The following is an 18778-nucleotide window of genomic DNA, read 5'->3' on the forward strand; positions in this document are numbered from 1 at the left end:
TCCATGTTTCCGCTGCTGCGCCTCATCCGCATCATCCTGGTTTCGCTGCGCTACGGCCTGGACGAACTGGTCCTGTCCAGTTTGAACCATCCGCTGGCCACCTGCCTGCTGCGCGTCGTCCGCCTGGGCACCCGCCCGCGCAAGCCGCGCGGCCTGCGGCTGCGGCTGGCGCTGGAGTCGCTGGGCCCCATTTTCGTGAAGTTCGGGCAGGTGCTGTCCACCCGCCGCGACCTGATCCCCGCGGACATCGCCAACGAACTGGCCCTGCTGCAGGACCGCGTGCCGCCGTTCCCGTCGGCGCAGGCGGCCGCCTGCATCGAGGCGGCCCTGGGCGCGCCGCCCGACAAGCTGTTCGCGCAGTTCGACGTGGACCCGGTGGCCTCGGCCTCGATCGCCCAGGTGCACTTCGCCGTGCTGCACGACGGCCGCGAGGTCGCCGTGAAGGTGCTGCGCCCGGGCATGCTGGACATCATCGAGAAAGACCTGTCGCTGCTGAAGGTGGTGGCCCGCATCATCGAGCGCCTGGGCGCCGACGGCCGCCGCCTGAAGCCGCGCGAAGTCGTGGCCGAATTCGACAAGTACCTGCACGACGAACTGGACCTGGTGCGCGAGGCGTCCAACTGCAGCCAGCTGCGGCGCAATTTCGGCCCGGAGTCCGGGCGCGGCGACATGCTGATCGTGCCCGAGGTGATCTGGGAATACACCGCGTCCACGGTGTTCACCATGCAGCGCATGTACGGCATGCCGGTGGGGCAGGTCGACCGCATGCGCGAGGCCGGCATCGACATCCCGACCCTGGCGCGCACCGGCGTCGAGATCTTCTTCACGCAGGTGTTCACCGACGGCTTCTTCCACGCCGACATGCACCCGGGCAACATCTACGTGTCCGACCGTCCCGAGACGCTGGGCAGCTACATCGCGCTGGACTTCGGCATCGTCGGTTCGCTGTCGGAGTTCGACAAGAACTACCTGGCGCAGAACTTCCTGGCCTTCTTCCACCGCGATTACCGCCGCGTGGCGCAGCTGCACATCGAGTCGGGCTGGGTGCCGCCCGATACGCGCGAGGAAGAACTCGAAGGCGCCGTGCGCGCCGTTTGCGAGCCGTATTTCGACCGTCCTCTGTCCGAGATTTCACTGGGACAGGTGCTGTTGAGGCTCTTTCAAACCTCGCGTCGGTTTAACGTAGAGATCCAGCCGCAGCTGGTCCTGTTGCAAAAGACCCTGCTGAACGTCGAAGGCCTGGGGCGGCAGCTGGACCCCAACCTGGATCTCTGGAAAACCGCCAAACCCTACCTCGAACGCTGGATGCGTCAGCGCGTCGGGATCAAGGGCTTGAGGCAAAGCCTGGAAAAAGAGGCGGCGCAGTGGTCGCAAATGCTGCCCGCCTTGCCCAGGCTGCTCCATGACCAGTTGAGCCGTCCCAATGTTTCGCCGGCGTTGCTGGCCGAAATGGCTCAGTTGCGGCGGGCGCAGGAGCAGAACAACCGGCTGGTTGCAGCGCTGGTTGGCGTCGTCGCACTGGCAGTCGGAGTCGCGATATGGGCATTGACCCGGTAGGCGCAGCAATGTTTTAGACGCCTACTGTCATGTTTCATTCATGAAGCGGTCATCATAGCTTCGCGGGAAACGGCGAAAAATAGCACTGCGGCGCAAGACCGCAGTGCGTGCCGCGCGGTGCGTGCCATTCATCAATTTTCATAGCCCCATCAGCGGGATCAATACAAGGGCAGAACATGCTTTATCCTGAACTCTTCAAGACCATGGAAGCCGTGCGCTGGAACATGGCGCATGACATCCCCTGGGGCGACTTCGATCGCAGCAAGCTGTCGGACGAGCAGGCGCACACCATCAAGATGAACGCCATCACGGAATGGGCCGCGCTGCCGGCCACCGAGATGTTCCTGCGCGACAACCGCGGCGACAGCGACTTCTGCGCCTTCATGTCGGTCTGGTTCTTCGAAGAGCAGAAGCACTCCCTGGTGCTGATCGAATACCTGCGCCGCTTCCGTCCCGACCTGGTGCCCACCGAGGAAGAACTGCACAACGTGCGCTTCGAATTCGACCGGGCCCCCGAACTCGAAACCCTGATGCTGCATTTCTGCGGCGAGGTCCGCCTGAACCACTGGTATCGCCGCGCCGCCGAATGGCACACCGAGCCGGTCATCAAGGCCATCTACAAGACCGTGGCCCAGGACGAGGCCCGCCACGCGGGCGCCTACCTGCAATACATGCGCCGCGCGCTGCACGACCGCGGCCAGAGCACCAGCGAACAGGCGCGCCTGGCGTTCTCCAAGATCGGCGTGTTGATGGCCTCGGCCGGCCGCACGCAGCAGGCGCTGCACCCGACCAACCTGCACGTGAACAAGGACCTGTTCCCCAACGACACGGTGCAGTCGCGCCTGCCGGAGCCGGGCTGGCTCGAACACTGGCTGGACTCGCAGATCCGCTTCGACGGCGTGTGGGAACAGAAGGTCGCCACCCGCATCCTGCATATCCTCTCCAAGCTGATGGACCGCAGCTTCGAGACGGTCAAGGACCTGAACCGCTACCGCAAGGAAATGGCGGCCCTGGTCGTGCCCAAGGAAAAGCAGATCATCCAGCCCGTCTGAGGCCGGGGGGCGGCTGTACAATCGCCGCATGCCAGCCGCCCGTTTCGAATCCAAGGTCCTGTCCCGCGACGCCTGCGTCGCCGCCATCGCCGCCGGCCGCTATCCGCGGCCGCTGGTGTTCACCAACGGCGTGTTCGACATTCTGCACCGGGGCCATGCAACCTACCTCGACCAGGCCGCCCAGCTGGGCGCGACGCTGGTGGTGGCGGTCAACACCGACGAGTCGGTGCGCCGCCTGGGCAAGGGCGCCGAGCGCCCGCTCAACCGCATGGAAGACCGCGCCGCGCTGCTGGCCGCGCTGGGCTGCGTGACGCTGGTCACCTCCTTCCACGAAGACACGCCCGAAGCCCTGATCGCGCAGCTCAAGCCCGACCTGATCGTCAAGGGCGGCGACTACGACATGGAAACGCTGCCCGAGACCGCCCTGGTCAAGACCTGGGGCGGCCGCGCCGTGGCGATCCCGTTCGAATTCGAGCGCTCGACGACCGCGCTGGTGCGCAAGATCGCGGCCGAGGTTCAGCGGTAAGCGGCGGGCCCCGGCCCCATTCCTTTCATTGAGCGTCGCGCAGCAACCGGTTGATCGCTTCCAGGTCGGCCTCGCCCAGGATGCCGCTGACGGCTTTCAGGCGCAGGCTGGACAGCACCGTGCTGTAGCGGGCCAGCGCCAGGTCGCGCTGGGTGGCGTAGAGCTGCTGCTGGGCGTTGAGCACGTCCAGGTTGATGCGCACGCCGACCTCGTAGCCGGTGCGGTTGGCCTCGACGGCGGCGCGGCTGGATTTCTCGCCGGCCTCCAGGGCCTCGATGCGCGCCAGGCCGCTGGTGACGCCGGTGTAGTACTGGCGCGCGGCCTGCACGGCCTGGCGGCGCGCCGCCTCGTAGTCGTGGCGCGCCTTCTGTTCCAGCTGCACTTTCTCGGTCACCTGCGAGGAAACCCCGCCGCCCGAGTAAAGCGGAATCGACAGCACCACGCCGACGGTGTTGTCGATGGGCTTGCCGGGCGCGGCGTTGCGCATGACGGCGTCGCTGGCGCTGCCGCTGGTGGCGCGCAGATTCAGGGTGGGATAGTGGCCGCTCTTGGCGATCTGGATCTCGCGTCCGGCGATGCGGGTCAGCAGCTGGGCGCGCAGGACTTCCAGGCTGGAGGCCTCGGCCTGGTTGCTCCACTCGTTCATGCGGGCCGGCTGCGGGGCCGGCAGCTGCACGCCGTAGGGCAGTTCGGCCAGCGCGCCCGGGGCGGTGCCGATGATCTTGGCCAGTTCCTCGCGCCGCACTTCCAGGTCGTTCTGCAGGCGTAGTTCCTGGGCCACGACCAGATCGTAGCGGGCCTGGGCCTCGTAGGTGTCGGTGATGGTGGCGTTGCCCAGCTCGAAATTGCGCTTGGCCGATTCCAGCTGCCCGGCGACGGCGGCTTTTTCGGCCTCGGTGGCCGTCAGCGTGTCCTGGGCGTAGAGCACGTTGAAGTAGGCGTCGGCCACGCGCAGCAGCAGGTCCTGGTAGGCCTGCTGCAACTGCACCTCGACGTCGGCGACGATGAGCTTGGATTGTTCGTAGTTCTGCCAGCGGCCCCAGTCGAACAGGGGCTGGGTCAGGGACAGGTCCCATACGCCGCGCCCGCCGCTATAGGCCACGCCCAGGCCGCGGGTGCTGCGGGTTTCCTGGTAGGCGCCGCCGGCCTCGGCGGAAATCAGGGGCAGCAGCAGGGAGCGCGCCTGCGGCTCTTTCTCCAGGCCGGCGCGGTAGTTGGCGCGCGCCGCGGCGTAGATCGGGTCGTTGCCCAGCGCCGCCTGCCAGACCTGCATCAGGTTCTGGGCGCGCGCCAGCGACGGGCCGACGCTTGCGGCGCAGGTAAATACCAGTAAAGCCGTAAGCAATCGGACGCGCATGATCTTTCAGTGATGAGCAGGGCCGCGCGGAAAGCCGCCCGTCCCGCCGTCGTGGGGGCGCCGGGCGGCGGGGTCGGGATTCAGAACTTGAACTGGGAGACCGTGACGCCGCGCAGCGGCTTGATGACCGTTTCGAACAGGTTCACCGTTTCGAAGCTGGCCGCGGTGGTGCGGGTGATGCGACAGGCGGTCATGATGGGCGCCTGGCCCACCACGACGACCAGGCGGCCGCCGACGCGCAGCTGGTACTTCAGGGCGTCCGGCACGGTCGGCACGGAGCCGGTGACGAGGATGGCGTCGTATTCGGTGGAGCCCCAGCCGTTGCGGGCGTCGCCGGTTTCGACCTTGACGTTGGTGACGTTGTTCATCTGCAGGTTCTGCTGCGCGAAGGTCACCAGGCGGCTGTCGATCTCGACCGAGGTGACCTGCTGCGCCAGGTAGCCCAGCAGGGCGGCCTGGTAGCCGGAGCCGGTGCCGATTTCCAGCACGCAGTCGGACTTGGTCAGCTGCAGCTCCTGGGCCAGGCGCGCTTCCACCTTGGGCGCGAGCATGGTCTGGCGCGTGTTGACCGCGTTGATCTCTAGCGGCAGTTCCAGGTCGGAAAACGCCATCGCGCGCAGGGCCGGCGGAACGAATTGTTCGCGGCGCACGTCGAACAGCGCTTGCAGCACGTTGGCGTCCAGAACGTCCCACGGGCGGATCTGCTGTTCCACCATGTTGAAGCGGGCTTGTTCTACGTCGGGCAGGGTCGAAGCGTTCATGACGGTCAGAAAAAACAGAGGAATCAACAGACCATTGTACCGATTCGTAGCGTACTGTGACGCCCCGGCCCCCCGGGGACGGTTTCAGCCCGCGCCCGCGCCTACCACCAGGCGTGGAAGTGGTGCACCGGCCCGTGGCCGGAACCCACCGACAGGCGCTCCGCGTGGCGGATGGCCTCGGTCAGGTAGGCCTTGGCGCGCCGGGCGGCCTCTGGTACGTCCCCGGTTTGCGGCAGCAGCGCCGCCAGCGCCGCCGACAGCGTGCAGCCGGTGCCGTGGGTGTTGGCCGTGGCGATGCGGTGGCCGGGCAGCTCGATCATGCGGTCGCCGTCATGCAGCAGGTCGATGGTGTCGTCGCCCGGCAGGTGGCCGCCCTTGACGAGCACCCAGCGCTCGCCGGCATACGCCAGCTTGTTGCGCAGCCGTTCGGCCACGCGGCGCATTTCCTTGACCGTCTCGACCGGGCGCTCTTCGAGCAGCACGCCGGCCTCGGGCAGGTTGGGCGTGAGCAGGGTGGCCTGCGGCAGCAGCGCCTCGCGCATGGCGCCCACGGCGTCGCGCTCCAGCAGCAGGTCGCCGCTCTTGGCCACCATGACCGGGTCCAGCACCACGTGCGCCGGCGTCCATTTGGCGAGCTTCTCGGCCACGACCTGGATCACCGGCTGCTGGCCCAGCATGCCGATCTTGACCGCGTCGATGCGCACGTCCTCGAACAGCGTGTCGATCTGCTGGCCCACGAAGGCCGGCGGCACCGCCGAAATGCCGCTGACGCCGCGGGTGTTCTGGGCGGTCAGGGCCGCGATGACCGAGCAGCCATAGGCGCCCAGCGCGCTCATGGCCTTGACGTCGGCCAGGATGCCGGCGCCGCCGGAGGGATCGACCCCGGCGATGGTCAGCGCGTTGGGGATGGGGCGGGTGCTCATTTGGCGCCGCCGGTGATCAGGCCTTCGGTGGGCGAGCTGGGCGCGCCGCTGTACAGCTTCTTGGGCATGCGGCCGGCCAGGAAGGCTTCGCGGCCGGCTTCCACGCCCTTTTTCATGGCGCTGGCCATCAGGATCGGGTCGCGCGCGCCGGCGATGGCGGTGTTCATGAGCACGGCGTCGCAGCCCAGTTCCATGGCGATGGCGGCGTCCGAGGCGGTGCCCACGCCGGCGTCCACCACGATGGGCACGCGGGCCTGTTCGATGATGAGGCGCAGGTTCCAGGGGTTCAGGATGCCCATGCCCGAGCCGATCAGCGAGGCCAGCGGCATCACCGCCACGGCGCCCAGGTCTTCCAGCATGCGGCACTGGATCGGGTCGTCGGTGCAATACACCATGACCTTGAAGCCTTCGTCGACCAGCGTCTTGGTGGCCTTGAGGGTTTCCGGCATGTTGGGGAACAGGGTGTGCGGGTCGCCCAGCACTTCCAGCTTGACCAGGTCGTGGCCGTCGAGCAGCTCGCGCGCCAGGCGCAGCGTGCGCACGGCGTCGTCGGCGCTGTAGCAGCCGGCGGTGTTGGGCAGCAGCGTGAATTTCGAGGGCGGGACGTAGTCCAGCAGGTTCGGTTCGCCGGCGTTCTGGCCGATGTTGGTGCGGCGGATCGCGACCGTGACGATCTCGGTGCCGCTGGCGTCCAGCGCCGCGCGGGTCTGTTCGAAGTCTTTGTATTTGCCGGTGCCGACGAGCAGGCGCGACGAATAGGCGCGGCCGGCGATGGTGAGGGTGTCTTGAGTGGTCATGGCGGAGCTTCAAAGAGCGGGCGCGCACGATGCGGGGCCCGCGGGGACTGGCATATCGTTGCCGAATGATAAAGCACGAAGCGCCCGCCGGCGGCGCGCCGCCGTTCCACTATTTGGCGATCGCGGCGCGGCCCGCTCAGCGGCGCAGCCGGTCCAGGTCGGCGCACAGGGTTTCGGCGGCGTCCAGCAGGCGCGGGCCGGGGCGGTACAGCGCGTCGGCGTCGATGCCGTAGACGTGGCCCTGGCGGGCGGCGGGCAGGCCCAGCGCCTGCCAGGCGGCGAGATTGCGCGCGGTGTCCTGCGGCCCGGCGACGCCGGCCAGCACGGCCTCGGGCCGGGCCGCCAGCACGCTTTCCAGCGTGACCTGCGGGGCCACCACGGGCGCCTGGCCGAAGACGTTGACGCCGCCGCAGGCGCGCAGCGCGTCGCTGACGATGCTGGCGTCGTTCAGGGTGTAGATCGGTTCCAGGCCGGCCTGCACGAACACGCGCACCGGCCGGCGCCCGGCGTAGCGCGCCTTCAGGGCGTCGAGCCGCGCGCGCAGCGCGTCGGCGGCCGGCCGCGCGCGGGCTTCGGTGCCGAACAGCACGCCCATGCGCTCGACCGCGCCGGGGATGGCGTCCAGGCGCTGCGGATCGCTGTAGAAGACCGGCACGCCCAGCTTGTCCATGACCCGCGCCAGCGGCTCGGCGGCGGCCGTCTGCCAGGCGATCAGCAGGTCGGGGCGGGCGGCCGCCACCCGTTCGGGATCGGGTTGGGTGCCGTCGCCGATCACCGGCAGCGCGCGGGCGGCTGGCGGATAGTCGCTGCCGCGGATGGTGGCGGCGATGTAGTCGCCCGCGCCCGCCGCGTACACCAGCTCGGTGGCGTGCGGGGCCAGCGTGACGGCGCGCCGCGCCGGCGCGGACAACGCCACCTCGCGGCCGCGGTCGTCGGTGACCTGGATCGGCGCGCCGCCCCGCGCCAGGACGGGCGCGGCGCCCAGCGCCAGGATCAGCGCCAGGCCTGCGGCGATGCGGACGCGCTTTGCTGTCATGCCAGGGCCTCGGTGGTTGCCGGGAGCCGGCCTCAGTAGCGCAGCGTGAGCGACGCGTAGAAGTTGCGGCCCGGGGCGGGGTACAGGCTGTAGTTGGCGACCGGGCCCAGCATCTCGAACGAGGCGTTGCCGCCGCGGATGCCGTAGGTGGCGTATTCGCGGTCGAAGATGTTGTTCACGCCGATGGCGCCTTCGATGTTGCGGGTGAATTTATACGCCAGCTTGGTATTGAACAGCACGTAGGCGTCGAGCTGCTTGCCGAACTGGTTGGCCTGGTCGTTGTCCATGCGCGACTTGCCCACGTATTGCGCGGTCACGTTCCACAGGAAGGCGTCGGTCGGGCGCCAGGTGACGCCGGCGTTGGCCAGCCACTTCGGGGCCAGCGGCACGGTCTTGCCGGACAGGTCCACGCCGGCGTAGGTGCCGGAGCGGAATTGCGCTTCCATCCAGGTCACGTTGGCGTCCAGCGCCAGGCTGCTGGTCAGCGCCGTATGGCCTTCCAGTTCGACGCCCTGGCGCCGGGTCGGGTCCAGGTTGGTGTTGGCGCCGGTGCCGGGGCCCCAGATGCCGTCGGCCAGCGGGTTGTACTGGATTTCGTTGGTCAGGTCGGAACGGAAGTACGACAGGCGGGCGCTGCTGCGGGCGTCCTGCCAGGTGATGCCGATTTCCTTGTCCGTCGAGGTCTGCGCCGCCAGCGGGCTTTGCACCGACAGCAGTTCGTCGGCGTTGGGCAGGCGGAAGCTGCGGCCGATCTTGCCGTAGACGCCGAAGCCGGCGGCCAGGTCCTGGCGCACGCCCAGCTGCCAGGCGGTGAGGTGGTTGCTGCGGTCGGAGGCCGTGCCGGTGCCGCTGATCACGTCCAGGTCGTCGGACGCATACTGGCGGCGCACGCCGGCGGTCACGTAGGTGCTGTCGGTGGCGCGGATCTGGCCTTCGGCGAACAGGCCGTACTGGTGCTGGCGGGATCGCCACTTCGACGGTTCGAAGTCGTAGTAGGCGTTCTGGTTGGCCGTGGTTTTGGCTTCCTGCGCGTCGGCGCCGAAGACCAGGCTGTGGCCGCCCGAGATCGGCAGCTGGTAGCGCACGCTGGCGATGTTCTCTTCCAGCTTCTGGTCGCGCAGGATGTCGCCGAAGCCGTCGTAGGTCAGGCCGTCGAGCTTCTTTTCGCGGGTCGACAGGTCGGCGTACAGCGTGCCGGCGCCGATCCGCTGCTCGGCCTGCAGGCCGAAGGTGGTGGTCGTGGTGTCGACGTAGTCGACGTCGTTCTTGGCGCCGCGGCGGTCGTCCTGGTATTCGTTGACGCCGGTGGTCGGGTTGATGGTGCGCGGGCCGGGCAGCTCCAGCTTCTGGCTGGTGGTGCGTCCGTACAGGCGCAGCGAACCGCCGTCGTGGCGCAGCGTGATGCCGCCGCCGCCGCCTTCGCGGCGCTCGCCGCTGTGGTCGCGGTAGCCGTCGGTGTGCAGCGACTGCATATAGGCGTCGACGCCGACCTTCTCGTTGTTCAGGGCCACGGCGGCGTCGTACTGGCGCAGGCCGTAGCTGCCGAGGGTGGCGGTGGCGCGGGCCGTCACCGGCTCCGCGGCGAAGTCCTTGCGGGTGATGATGTTGATCACGCCGCCGGTGGTGCCGCCGCCGTACTGGACCGAGCCGCTGCCGCGCACGATCTCGATGCGCTCGACCTGGTCCAGCGGCACCACGCCCAGGCTGGGCGCGGACAGGTCGTTGGTGTTCTGCTTGACCCCGTCGATCAGGATCAGGGTGTTGCTGGCGCCGGTGATGCCGAAGCCGCGCAGGTCCACGATGGCGTTGTCGCTCGATCCCGTGGTGTTGAGCAGATGGATGCCCGCCTGCGTCGACAGCAGGTCCTGCATGGTGCGGGCGCTGCTGGCCTCGATGTCGCGGGCGCTGATGACCGAGATCGACACCGGCAGCGTGCGGCCGTCGGTCGGCACGCGCTGGGCGGTGACGGTGACCGGGTCGAGTTCGGGGGCGGAGGCGTCGGTTTGCTGGGCGGCGGCGATGGCCGGAGCGGAACAGAGCAGGGCGCCGGCGTAACGCCGGATGGAGCGGGCTTTCATCTACGTAACCTCGATACGGCCCGCGACCCCGCAGGCCATGCACGATGGGAGGACGGAAACGTCCTGACTGGCGAACAGGCCGGTATCGGGCTGCCATGGCGCGGCGCGCGCATGGGGACCGTTGCGGGGGCAGCACAGGCTGGAGCCGGGGGCGGGCCTGGGCCTGCCGTCCTGCGGACATCTTCCTGTTTCCCGTTTACCTTTCGCACGCGGCCTGCAAGTGTTGCGTTCCTGCAGGCGCATTGCGCCGAAAGCACCGGTTCGGGGCGGAAACTGTATCACCGGCGGGCGCGGGCCAGCCCATTTTGTTACGATCAAGACTTGTTTTTTCGGCGTTTTTCGCTTTTTAGCCACACCGCGCCGTCGTCGCCACCCACTCCATCCGGACCTGCCCGTGTCGTATCCCCGCCTGCCATACCCGCCCGAAGCCTATACCCAGGGCGGCGATTTCGCCCGCCTGCTGGGCCAGCGCATCCTGATCCTGGATGGCGCCATGGGCACCATGATCCAGCGCTACAAGCTGGGCGAAGCGGATTTCCGCGGCGAGCGCTTCAAGGACCACGGCAAGGACCTCAAGGGCGACAACGAACTGCTGTCGCTGGTGCGCCCCGACGTGATCGCCGAGATCCACCGCCAGTACCTGGAGGCCGGGGCCGACGTCATCGAGACCAACACATTCGGCGCCACCTCCATCGCCCAGGGCGACTACGACCTGCCGGGCCTGGCCTATGAGCTGAACCTGGAATCGGCAAAACTGGCGCGCGCGGCCTGTGACGCCTACAGCACGCCGGACAAGCCGCGTTTCGTGGCCGGCGCGCTGGGTCCGCAGCCCAAGACCGCCTCGATCTCGCCCGACGTGAACGATCCGGGCGCGCGCAACGTCACCTTCGACGAGCTGCGCACCGCCTATGTCGAACAGCTCAACGGGCTGCTCGACGGCGGCATCGACATCGTCCTGATCGAAACCATTTTCGACACCCTCAACGCCAAGGCGGCCATCTACGCCACCGAGCAGGTGTTCGAGGAGCGCGGCATCCGCCTGCCCGTGATGATCTCCGGCACGGTGACCGACGCCTCCGGGCGCATTCTGTCGGGCCAGACCGTGGAGGCCTTCTGGAACTCGGTGCGCCACGCGCGGCCCATCACCATCGGCCTGAACTGCGCGCTGGGCGCGGCGCTGATGCGGCCCTACGTGGCCGAGCTGTCCAAGATCTGCGACACCTACGTCTGCGTCTATCCCAACGCCGGCCTGCCCAACCCCATGGCCGAGACCGGCTTCGACGAAACCCCGGCCGACACCTCGGCGCTGCTGGAGGAGTTCGCGCGCGCCGGGCTGGTGAACATGTCCGGCGGCTGTTGCGGCACCACGCCCGACCACATCCGCGCCATCGCCGGGAAGGTCGCCGCGCTGACGCCGCGCGCCGTGCCCGACATTCCGGTCAAGACGCGCCTGTCGGGCCTGGAACCCTTGAACATCGACGAAGAGACGCTGTTCGTCAACGTCGGCGAGCGCACCAACGTCACCGGCAGCAAGATGTTCGCCCGCCTGATCCGCGAAGAGAAATACGACGAGGCGCTGGCGGTGGCCCGCCAGCAGGTCGAGAACGGCGCGCAGATCATCGACATCAACATGGACGAGGCCATGCTGGATTCGGTGGCCTGCATGCACCGCTTCCTGAACCTGATCGCCTCCGAGCCGGACATCGCGCGCGTGCCGATCATGATCGACAGCTCCAAGTGGGAAGTCATCGAGGCCGGCCTGAAGTGCGTGCAGGGCAAGCCGGTGGTGAACTCGATTTCCATGAAGGAAGGCCTGGACAGCTTCCGCGAGCACGCGCGCCTGTGCCGGCGCTACGGCGCCGCGGTGGTGGTGATGGCCTTCGACGAGCAGGGCCAGGCTGACACGCTGGAACGGCGCAAGGAAATCTGCGGCCGCGCCTACAAGATCCTGGTCGAGGAAGAGGGCTTCCCGCCCGAGGACATCATTTTCGATCCGAACGTGTTCGCCGTCGCCACCGGCATCGACGAGCATAACCATTACGCGATGGACTTCATCGAAGGCACGCGCTGGATCCGCGAGAACCTGCCGCACGCCCGCATTTCGGGCGGCGTGTCCAACGTGAGCTTCTCGTTCCGCGGCAACGAGCCCATGCGCGAGGCCATCCACACCGTGTTCCTGTACTACGCGGTGCGCGAAGGCATGACCATGGGCATCGTCAACGCCGGCCAGCTCGGCGTGTACGCGGACCTGGAGCCCAAGCTGCGCGACCTGGTCGAGGACGTGATCCTGGACCGGCCCGAGCCCGTGGGCAAGACCGAGGCCGACGACGAGCGCACGCCCACCGAGCGCCTGGTGCAGTTCGCCGACAGCGTCAAGGGCGCCGGGGCCAAGAAGGAAGAGGACCTGAGCTGGCGCAATGCGGAGGTCGAGCAGCGCCTGTCGCACGCGCTGGTGCACGGCATCACGGCCTTCATCGTGGAAGACACGGAAGAAGTGCGCCAGAAGATCGCCGCGCGCGGCGGCCGTCCGATCGAAGTGATCGAGGGGCCGCTGATGGACGGCATGAACGTCGTGGGCGACCTGTTCGGCGCGGGCAAGATGTTCCTGCCGCAGGTGGTCAAGTCGGCCCGCGTCATGAAGCAGGCCGTGGCGCACCTGATTCCCTTCATCGAGGAAGAAAAGCGCCAGATCGCGGCGGCCGGCGGCGACGTGCGCGCCAAGGGCAAGATCGTCATCGCCACCGTCAAGGGCGACGTGCACGACATCGGCAAGAACATCGTGTCGGTGGTCCTGCAATGCAATAACTTCGAGGTCGTGAACATGGGCGTGATGGTGCCCTGCGCGCAGATCCTGGAGAAGGCCAAGGAAGAAAACGCCGACATCGTCGGCCTGTCCGGCCTGATCACGCCCAGCCTCGAGGAAATGGCCTACGTCGCCTCGGAAATGCAGCGCGACGAATACTTCCGCAGCCGCAAGATCCCGCTGATGATAGGCGGGGCCACCACCAGCCGCGTGCATACCGCCGTGAAGATCGCGCCCAACTACGAAGGCCCGGTCATCTACGTGCCGGACGCCAGCCGCTCGGTCGGCGTGGCCACCAGCCTGATGTCCGACCAGTCGGAAGCCTACCTGGCCGAGCTGGCCCAGGAATACGAAGACGTGCGCCGCCGCCACGCCAACCGCAAGGCCACGCCCATCCTGCCGCTGGCCGAGGCGCGCGCCTCGCGCCCGCAGATCGACTGGGACGCCTACACGCCGCCGCGTCCGAAATTCATCGGCCGGCGCAGCTTCAAGAGCTACGACCTGGCCGAGATCGCGAAGTACGTGGACTGGGGCCCGTTCTTCCAGACCTGGAGCCTGTTCGGCCCGTTCCCGGCGATCCTGGACGACAAGGTCGTGGGCGAGCAGGCGCGCAAGGTCTACGCCGACGGCCAGGCCATGATGAAGCGCATCGTCGAAGGCCGCTGGCTGACCGCCAACGGCGTGGTCGGCTTCTACCCGGCCAACAGCGTCAACGACGAGGACATCGAGGTCTACAAGGACGAAACCCGCAGCGAAGTGCTGTTCACCTACCGCAACCTGCGCCAGCAGGGCGCCAAGCGCGAGGGCGTGAGCAACAAGTCGCTGTCGGACTTCATCGCGCCCAGGTCCAGCGGCAAGCTCGACTACATCGGCATGTTCGCCGTGACCGCCGGCCTGGGCATCGAGAAGAAGGAAGCCGAATTCGAGAAGGCGCTGGACGACTACTCCAGCATCATGCTGAAGTCCCTGGCCGACCGCCTGGCCGAAGCCTTCGCCGAATGCCTGCACGCCCGCGTGCGCCAGGACCTGTGGGGCTACGCGCCCGACGAGGCCCTGACCAACGAGGACATGATCGCCGAGAAATACGTGGGCATCCGACCCGCGCCCGGCTACCCCGCCTGCCCGGAGCACGTGGTCAAGACCGACCTGTTCCGCGTGCTCGACGGCGCCGACATCGGCATGACGCTGACCGACAGCTACGCCATGTATCCGGCCTCCAGCGTGTCCGGCTTCTACTTCAGCCACCCGCAGTCGCAGTACTTCAACGTGGGCGTGATCGGCGAGGACCAGTTGCAGGATTACGCGGCGCGCAGCGGGCGCAGCATCGAAGACCTGAAACGGACGCTGGCGCCGAATCTGGGGTGAGGGTTTGGGGGCGGCGCGGTCAGCGCGCAGGCCCCGCCAGCCTTTCCAACACCGCCTCCAGCGTCATCCCGATCGCCAATATCTTGCGATCCTCGCCCGGCAGCCCATCGATCTCCAGCCCCACCGGCAGGCCCTGCGCCGACAGGCCCGCCGGCACGCTCAGCCCGGGCAGGCCGGCGTTGCTGCCGGGGTCCACGTTGCGCGCCAGCCGGCTGAAGTTCTCCAGGCTGCTGGCCTCGGGCGTGGCGGCCATGGGCAGCACGGGCGAAGTCGGAAACAGCAGCGCGTCCAGCGCGTGCTGCCGGAACGCGCGGCGGTAGACCTCGATGAGTTCGCCGCGGTGCACGGCCATGGCGCGTTCGTACAGCGGCTGCAGCGGCAGCATCTCGCCGGCGGGCGTGGGCAGCACGCCGGGCATGACCAGGCCGTCGAAGATGGCCTTGACGTCGGGGCTGGCGATCTGCGCCACCACCTGCTCCATGCTCAGGCCCGTGCCATAGCGCCGCAGGTAGTCCGCCAGGTCCGTTTTCTGTTCGTACAGGCACACCGGCATGCCGACCGCGGCGTTGCTTTCCTGCAGGCCCGGCATGTCCAGCTCCACCAGCTGCACGCCGGCGGCGCGCAGCCGGGCCAGGGCGGCGTCCATGACCGCCTGCACCGGCGGCTCCAGGTCTTTCCAGAAATACGCGCACAGGCCCAGCCGCAGCCCGGAGGCGGGCGGCGCGGCCAGCGGCCGGTCGTCGCCGGCCAGCACCGCGTCCAGCAGCGCCACGTCTTCCATGCTGTTGGCGATAGGCCCCGGCGTGTCGCGGGTGTGCGAGATCGGCGTGATGCCGGCGCCGTCGTAGCGTCCCACCGTGGGCCGGAACCCGACGGCGCCGTTGAGCGCGGCCGGCAGCCGTACCGAGGCCCCGGTGTCGGTGCCCAGGGCCGCCGGCGCCAGGCGCGCGCCGACCGCCGCGCCGCTGCCCGAGGACGAACCGCCGGCGATGCGGCCGGCGTCGTAGGCGTTGCGCGTGCCTGCGCCGTGCGCGCCGGGAAACGCGGGGTTGTAGCCCGAGACCCCGAACGCCAGCTCGTGCATGTGCGTCTTGCCGACGATCACCGCGCCGGCCTCGCGCAGCCGGCGCACCACCGGCGCGTCCTCGGCCGGGCGGAAATCCTTGAGCGCGGGCGTGCCCGCCGTATTGGGCAGGCCGGCGACGTGGATGTTGTCCTTGATGGCGATGGGCACCCCGTCCAGCGGGCCGGCGCTCCGGCCAGCCCGGGCGCGCGCCGCGTCGCGGGTCGCGGCCTGGGCCAGCGCGCCTTCGCGGTCCACGGTGATGAAAGCGTTCAGGTCCTGGCGGGCGGCGATGCGGTCCAGGCAGGACTGGGTCAGCGCCACGCTGGTCAGGGCGCCCTGGCGGATCAGCGCCGCGGCCTGCGCAACGGTCAGGTCGGGCGAGGGCTGTCTGGAGGAGTCGGTCATGGGGCTTCCTTGCGGCACGGATTGAAAGGTCATCCGTATCTATACAAGGTCGGCGCGGCGGCTGTCGAGTCCGCCGCGCGCCCGGCCCCGCTTCAGCCCGGTTTTTTCACCACGATGGTGGCGGTGTCGCTGGTGAAAGACCCGTCTTCCTGCACCTCGTAGTGCGCGCGCACCACGTCCGGCGCGATGCCGAACATGTGGCGCAGCGCCGCCACCAGCGTGTCCGGCGTGCGCATGCGCGCCACCCAGGACTGGAATTCCAGCGGCAGGCGGCGCGGCGTCAGGCCCTGCAGCGTGAAGCCGGCTTCGGTCAGCATGCGGGTCCACTCGGCCACCGAGTAATCGCGCACGTGCGAGGTGTCGCGCAGCACCTCGATGGTCTGCAGCCAGGTGTCGAGCAGCGGCTCGCCCGGCGAGACCACGTCGGCGAACACGGCGGTGCCGCCGGGCTTGAGCACGCGCAGCGCCTCGCGCAGGCCGCGTCCGGCGTCCTGCCAGTGGTGGGTGGAATAGCGCGACATCACCAGATCGAACTCGCCGTCGCCGAAGGGCAGATGCTCGGCCTTGCCCTGACAGGTGGCGAGATTGGCCAGCCCGCGTTTGGCGGCTTCGCCGGCGACCACGTCCAGCATCTGCTGCGACAGGTCGTAGGCGGTGACGTGGGCGACCCGCGGCGCGACGTGAAAGCTCACGTGGCCGCCGCCGCAGCCCAGGTCCAGCAGCCGGGCGCCGGGGTGGCGGGCGGCGATCTCGGCCATCTGCAGCAGGTCCTCGCCCTGGGCGTGAACGGCGCTGGTGAGGTAGGCGGCGGCGCGGGGGCTGAACTGGCGGTCGACGGCGGCGTCGTGCGTGCTGGCGGTCATGGGCGTCCTTGGTGGGAAATGGGGTGCAGGCGCTAAGATAGGCGCGCTCCCATACACGTACAAGTCCATTGCTGATCCTGGTATGACTACTTCCCCCCAGGCCGGAACCGCCGGCCATGAAGGTTCCCGCGTGCGCCGCCAGGCGCTGGGCGAGTTCGTGCGCAGCGCCCGCTCGCGCATTACGCCGCAGATGGCCGGCCTGCCCGAAGGCATGCGCCGCCGCACGCCCGGCCTGCGGCGCGAAGAGGTCGCCCAGCTGTGCGGCATCAGCGTGACCTGGTACACCTGGATCGAGCAGGGCCGGGAGGTCTCGGTATCGCCCTCGGTCTGGTCGCGCATCGCCGGCGTGCTGCAGCTGGCGCGCGCCGAGCGCGCCTACCTGTTCGACCTGGCCGACTGCGCCGACCCCCAGCACGCGCGCGACGACGGCGGCGTGCCCGGGCCTTTGCAGGAATGCGTCAACGCCATCAACGCGCCGGCCTATGTGCTGGACCGCGCCTGGAACGTGCTGGCCTACAACGAGCCGCTGCGCGACCTGTTCGACGACTGGCCGCGGCGCGACGCCGAACCCAATCTGCTGCGCTACATCTTCCTGGACCCGGCCGCGCGCGAACTGGTGGTGGACTGGGACCAGCGCGCCCGGCGCGTGGTGGCCGAATTCCGCGCCGACGCGGGCGCGCACCTGGACGAGCCGGTGGTGCTGGGGCTGCTGGACGAACTGGGCCGGCAAAGCCCGGTGTTCGCGCACTGGTGGACGCGCCACGCGGTGGTCGAGCGCGAAGGGGGGCTGCGCGAATTCCAGCACCCGCGGCGCGGCAAGCTGGCCTACCAGCAGATCACGTTCCGCCTGGCCACGCACCCGGACCTGAAGCTGGTGATGTTGCTGGGGGGAGGGGCGGCTGATGTTGCCTGATGGGTTTCGCGCGCTTGATATTCGGATTCTTGTCTCGGGAGTCTCGCGCTGCACCCATCCTACGCATGGGGACCCTGGCACGTAGGATGGGTGCAGCGCGAGATTTTTTGCACAAGAACCCAGACATCAAGCGCGCGTAACCCATCTGGACCGCGCTACCCATCCCTGAACAACCCCTCCTGCATCCCCGCCTCCACCAGCCCCAGCAACAGCTTCTTCACCGGCGCCGGCAAGGCCACCGTGGCCAGCTGATCCGCGGGCACCCAGCGTTGCGGGACGGCGTCTTCGCGGATGCCGGCCGCGCGCACCGGCACCAGCCACGGCTTGATATGCAGGCGGTAGTGCGTGAACGTATGGGCGAACGCCGCCAGCTCGAAGCGTTCTTCCGGCTCCAGGCCCAGCGCGCGCGAGGCGCTGTCGGGGTCTTGCGCGGCGTCGAATTCGGGCAGGCTCCACAGCCCGCCCCAGATGCCCGGCTCGGGCCGCTGCTGCAGCAGGAATGCGCCCTGGTGGCGCAGCACCAGCATACAGGTCTCGCGTTCGGGAATGGCCTTGCGCGCCTTGGGCGTGGGCAGTTCGGCCTGGCGGCCTTCGCGCCGGGCCACGCAGCTGTCGGCCACCGGACACTTGTCGCAGGCCGGCTTGCCGCGGGTGCAGAGCGTGGCGCCCAGGTCCATCAGTCCTTGCGTGTAGGCGGCCATGTCCAGGTCGGGCGCGGCCTCGACCTGGGCCTCGGCCAGCGCCCACAGGCGCTGCTCGATTTCGCGCCGCGCCGGATCGCCGGCGATGCCGAAGTGGCGGGTGAATACGCGCTTGACGTTGCCGTCCAGGATGGGCGAGCGCTCGCCGTAGGCGAACGCCGCGATCGCCGCGGCGGTGGAGCGGCCGATGCCCGGCAGCGTGGCGATGCCTTCGGCGGTGGGCGGAAAGCGGCCGTTCCAGTCGCGCACGATTTCCTGCGCGCAGCGATGCAGATTGCGGGCGCGGGCGTAATAACCCAGCCCGGCCCAGTAAGGCATCACGTCTTCCTGGGCGGCCGCGGCCAGCGCCGCCACGTCCGGAAAGCGCTGCAGGAAGCGGTCGTAATACGGGATCACGGTGGCGACCTGGGTCTGCTGCAGCATGATCTCTGACAGCCAGATGCGATAAGGGTCGCGCGTGTTCTGCCAGGGCAGATCGTGGCGGCCATGCCGGCGTTGCCAGGCGACGATACGTGAGGCGAAGTCCATGGCGGCAATTATCGCATCGCCCTATTGCCGGGGGTGGGGGGAGCGGT

At 68.8% G+C, this 18778-nt stretch carries 14 protein-coding genes; 5 read left to right on the plus strand and 9 right to left on the minus strand.

Features of this window, described 5'->3' with window-relative positions; all coding sequences use genetic code 11:
- The first annotated feature begins 3 nt into the window (after positions 1-3).
- The 3 genes from ubiB (at position 4) to rfaE2 (ending at position 3135) form a co-directional block, all read left to right on the plus strand.
- Entirely contained in the window at positions 4-1557 is a 1554-nt protein-coding gene (ubiB, locus tag C1I89_RS13560; protein ID WP_102773291.1) for a ubiquinone biosynthesis regulatory protein kinase UbiB, read from the plus strand.
- Positions 1558-1733: 176 nt separating this feature from the next.
- On the plus strand, positions 1734-2609 hold the full coding sequence (locus tag C1I89_RS13565; RefSeq protein WP_102773292.1) for a ferritin: 876 nt from the start codon (positions 1734-1736) through the stop codon (positions 2607-2609).
- A gap of 28 nt (positions 2610-2637) precedes the next feature.
- Positions 2638-3135 carry a D-glycero-beta-D-manno-heptose 1-phosphate adenylyltransferase gene (gene rfaE2 / locus C1I89_RS13570; RefSeq protein ID WP_102773293.1) on the plus strand — a complete coding sequence of 166 codons (498 nt, stop codon included), beginning with the start codon at positions 2638-2640 and terminating at the stop codon, positions 3133-3135.
- A 25-nt stretch (positions 3136-3160) separates the two neighbouring features.
- Here the strand turns inward: rfaE2 and C1I89_RS13575 are convergent, their stop codons facing one another.
- The 6 genes from C1I89_RS13575 to C1I89_RS13600 form a co-directional block, all read right to left on the minus strand.
- Positions 3161-4492, minus strand: coding sequence for a TolC family outer membrane protein (locus C1I89_RS13575; protein WP_102773294.1), 1332 nt, complete (start codon positions 4490-4492; stop codon positions 3161-3163).
- Positions 4493-4572: 80 nt separating this feature from the next.
- Positions 4573-5253, minus strand: coding sequence for a protein-L-isoaspartate O-methyltransferase family protein (locus C1I89_RS13580; RefSeq protein ID WP_102773534.1), 681 nt, complete (start codon positions 5251-5253; stop codon positions 4573-4575).
- Positions 5254-5354: 101 nt separating this feature from the next.
- The gene (gene thiD, locus C1I89_RS13585; protein WP_102773295.1) at positions 5355-6176 is read right to left on the minus strand and encodes a bifunctional hydroxymethylpyrimidine kinase/phosphomethylpyrimidine kinase; all 822 of its coding nucleotides are present in this window, start codon (positions 6174-6176) and stop codon (positions 5355-5357) included.
- On the minus strand, positions 6173-6973 hold the full coding sequence (locus C1I89_RS13590) for a thiazole synthase (protein WP_102773296.1): 801 nt from the start codon (positions 6971-6973) through the stop codon (positions 6173-6175). Before C1I89_RS13590 ends, thiD begins: the two co-directional genes overlap by 4 nt.
- A gap of 136 nt (positions 6974-7109) precedes the next feature.
- The gene (locus C1I89_RS13595) at positions 7110-8009 is read right to left on the minus strand and encodes a cobalamin-binding protein (protein WP_102773297.1); all 900 of its coding nucleotides are present in this window, start codon (positions 8007-8009) and stop codon (positions 7110-7112) included.
- Positions 8010-8041: 32 nt separating this feature from the next.
- Entirely contained in the window at positions 8042-10087 is a 2046-nt protein-coding gene (locus tag C1I89_RS13600; RefSeq protein WP_102773298.1) for a TonB-dependent receptor, read from the minus strand.
- A 394-nt stretch (positions 10088-10481) separates the two neighbouring features.
- Between C1I89_RS13600 and metH the strand changes: the two genes are divergently transcribed.
- Positions 10482-14255: a methionine synthase gene (metH, locus tag C1I89_RS13605; protein ID WP_102773299.1), complete on the plus strand. Its 3774-nt coding sequence runs from the start codon at positions 10482-10484 to the stop codon at positions 14253-14255.
- Between the two features lie 19 nt (positions 14256-14274).
- Here the strand turns inward: metH and iaaH are convergent, their stop codons facing one another.
- Both iaaH and C1I89_RS13615 read right to left on the minus strand, forming a co-directional pair.
- Positions 14275-15726 (minus strand): indoleacetamide hydrolase, encoded by a 1452-nt coding sequence (iaaH, locus tag C1I89_RS13610; RefSeq protein ID WP_102773300.1) that lies wholly within the window; start codon positions 15724-15726, stop codon positions 14275-14277.
- A 92-nt stretch (positions 15727-15818) separates the two neighbouring features.
- Positions 15819-16589, minus strand: coding sequence for a class I SAM-dependent methyltransferase (locus C1I89_RS13615; RefSeq protein WP_102773301.1), 771 nt, complete (start codon positions 16587-16589; stop codon positions 15819-15821).
- Positions 16590-16671: 82 nt separating this feature from the next.
- Here C1I89_RS13615 and C1I89_RS13620 point away from each other — a divergent pair, with 82 nt between their 5' ends.
- Positions 16672-17502 (plus strand): helix-turn-helix transcriptional regulator, encoded by an 831-nt coding sequence (locus C1I89_RS13620; RefSeq protein WP_102773302.1) that lies wholly within the window; start codon positions 16672-16674, stop codon positions 17500-17502.
- Between the two features lie 155 nt (positions 17503-17657).
- Here C1I89_RS13620 and mutY read toward each other — a convergent pair whose 3' ends face one another.
- Positions 17658-18731 (minus strand): A/G-specific adenine glycosylase, encoded by a 1074-nt coding sequence (gene mutY, locus C1I89_RS13625; protein WP_181390945.1) that lies wholly within the window; start codon positions 18729-18731, stop codon positions 17658-17660.
- Positions 18732-18778: the final 47 nt, after the last annotated feature.

Origin of the sequence: Achromobacter pulmonis (assembly GCF_002885955.2) — a bacterium.
In the GTDB taxonomy this organism is placed as follows: domain Bacteria; phylum Pseudomonadota; class Gammaproteobacteria; order Burkholderiales; family Burkholderiaceae_B; genus Achromobacter; species Achromobacter pulmonis_A.

Excerpts from the sequence above, each read along its gene's own strand:
- C1I89_RS13600 (WP_102773298.1), bottom strand. The coding sequence starts at position 10,087 with ATGAAAGCCCGCTCCATCCGGCGTTACGCCGGCGCCCTGCTCTGTTCC.
- C1I89_RS13575 (WP_102773294.1), bottom strand. The coding sequence starts at position 4,492 with ATGCGCGTCCGATTGCTTACGGCTTTACTGGTATTTACCTGCGCCGCA.
- C1I89_RS13590 (WP_102773296.1), bottom strand. The coding sequence starts at position 6,973 with ATGACCACTCAAGACACCCTCACCATCGCCGGCCGCGCCTATTCGTCG.
- mutY (WP_181390945.1), bottom strand. The coding sequence starts at position 18,731 with ATGGACTTCGCCTCACGTATCGTCGCCTGGCAACGCCGGCATGGCCGC.
- thiD (WP_102773295.1), bottom strand. The coding sequence starts at position 6,176 with ATGAGCACCCGCCCCATCCCCAACGCGCTGACCATCGCCGGGGTCGAT.
- C1I89_RS13595 (WP_102773297.1), bottom strand. The coding sequence starts at position 8,009 with ATGACAGCAAAGCGCGTCCGCATCGCCGCAGGCCTGGCGCTGATCCTG.
- rfaE2 (WP_102773293.1), top strand. The coding sequence starts at position 2,638 with ATGCCAGCCGCCCGTTTCGAATCCAAGGTCCTGTCCCGCGACGCCTGC.
- C1I89_RS13580 (WP_102773534.1), bottom strand. The coding sequence starts at position 5,253 with ATGAACGCTTCGACCCTGCCCGACGTAGAACAAGCCCGCTTCAACATG.
- ubiB (WP_102773291.1), top strand. The coding sequence starts at position 4 with ATGTTTCCGCTGCTGCGCCTCATCCGCATCATCCTGGTTTCGCTGCGC.
- C1I89_RS13615 (WP_102773301.1), bottom strand. The coding sequence starts at position 16,589 with ATGACCGCCAGCACGCACGACGCCGCCGTCGACCGCCAGTTCAGCCCC.
- C1I89_RS13620 (WP_102773302.1), top strand. The coding sequence starts at position 16,672 with ATGACTACTTCCCCCCAGGCCGGAACCGCCGGCCATGAAGGTTCCCGC.
- C1I89_RS13565 (WP_102773292.1), top strand. The coding sequence starts at position 1,734 with ATGCTTTATCCTGAACTCTTCAAGACCATGGAAGCCGTGCGCTGGAAC.
- iaaH (WP_102773300.1), bottom strand. The coding sequence starts at position 15,726 with ATGACCGACTCCTCCAGACAGCCCTCGCCCGACCTGACCGTTGCGCAG.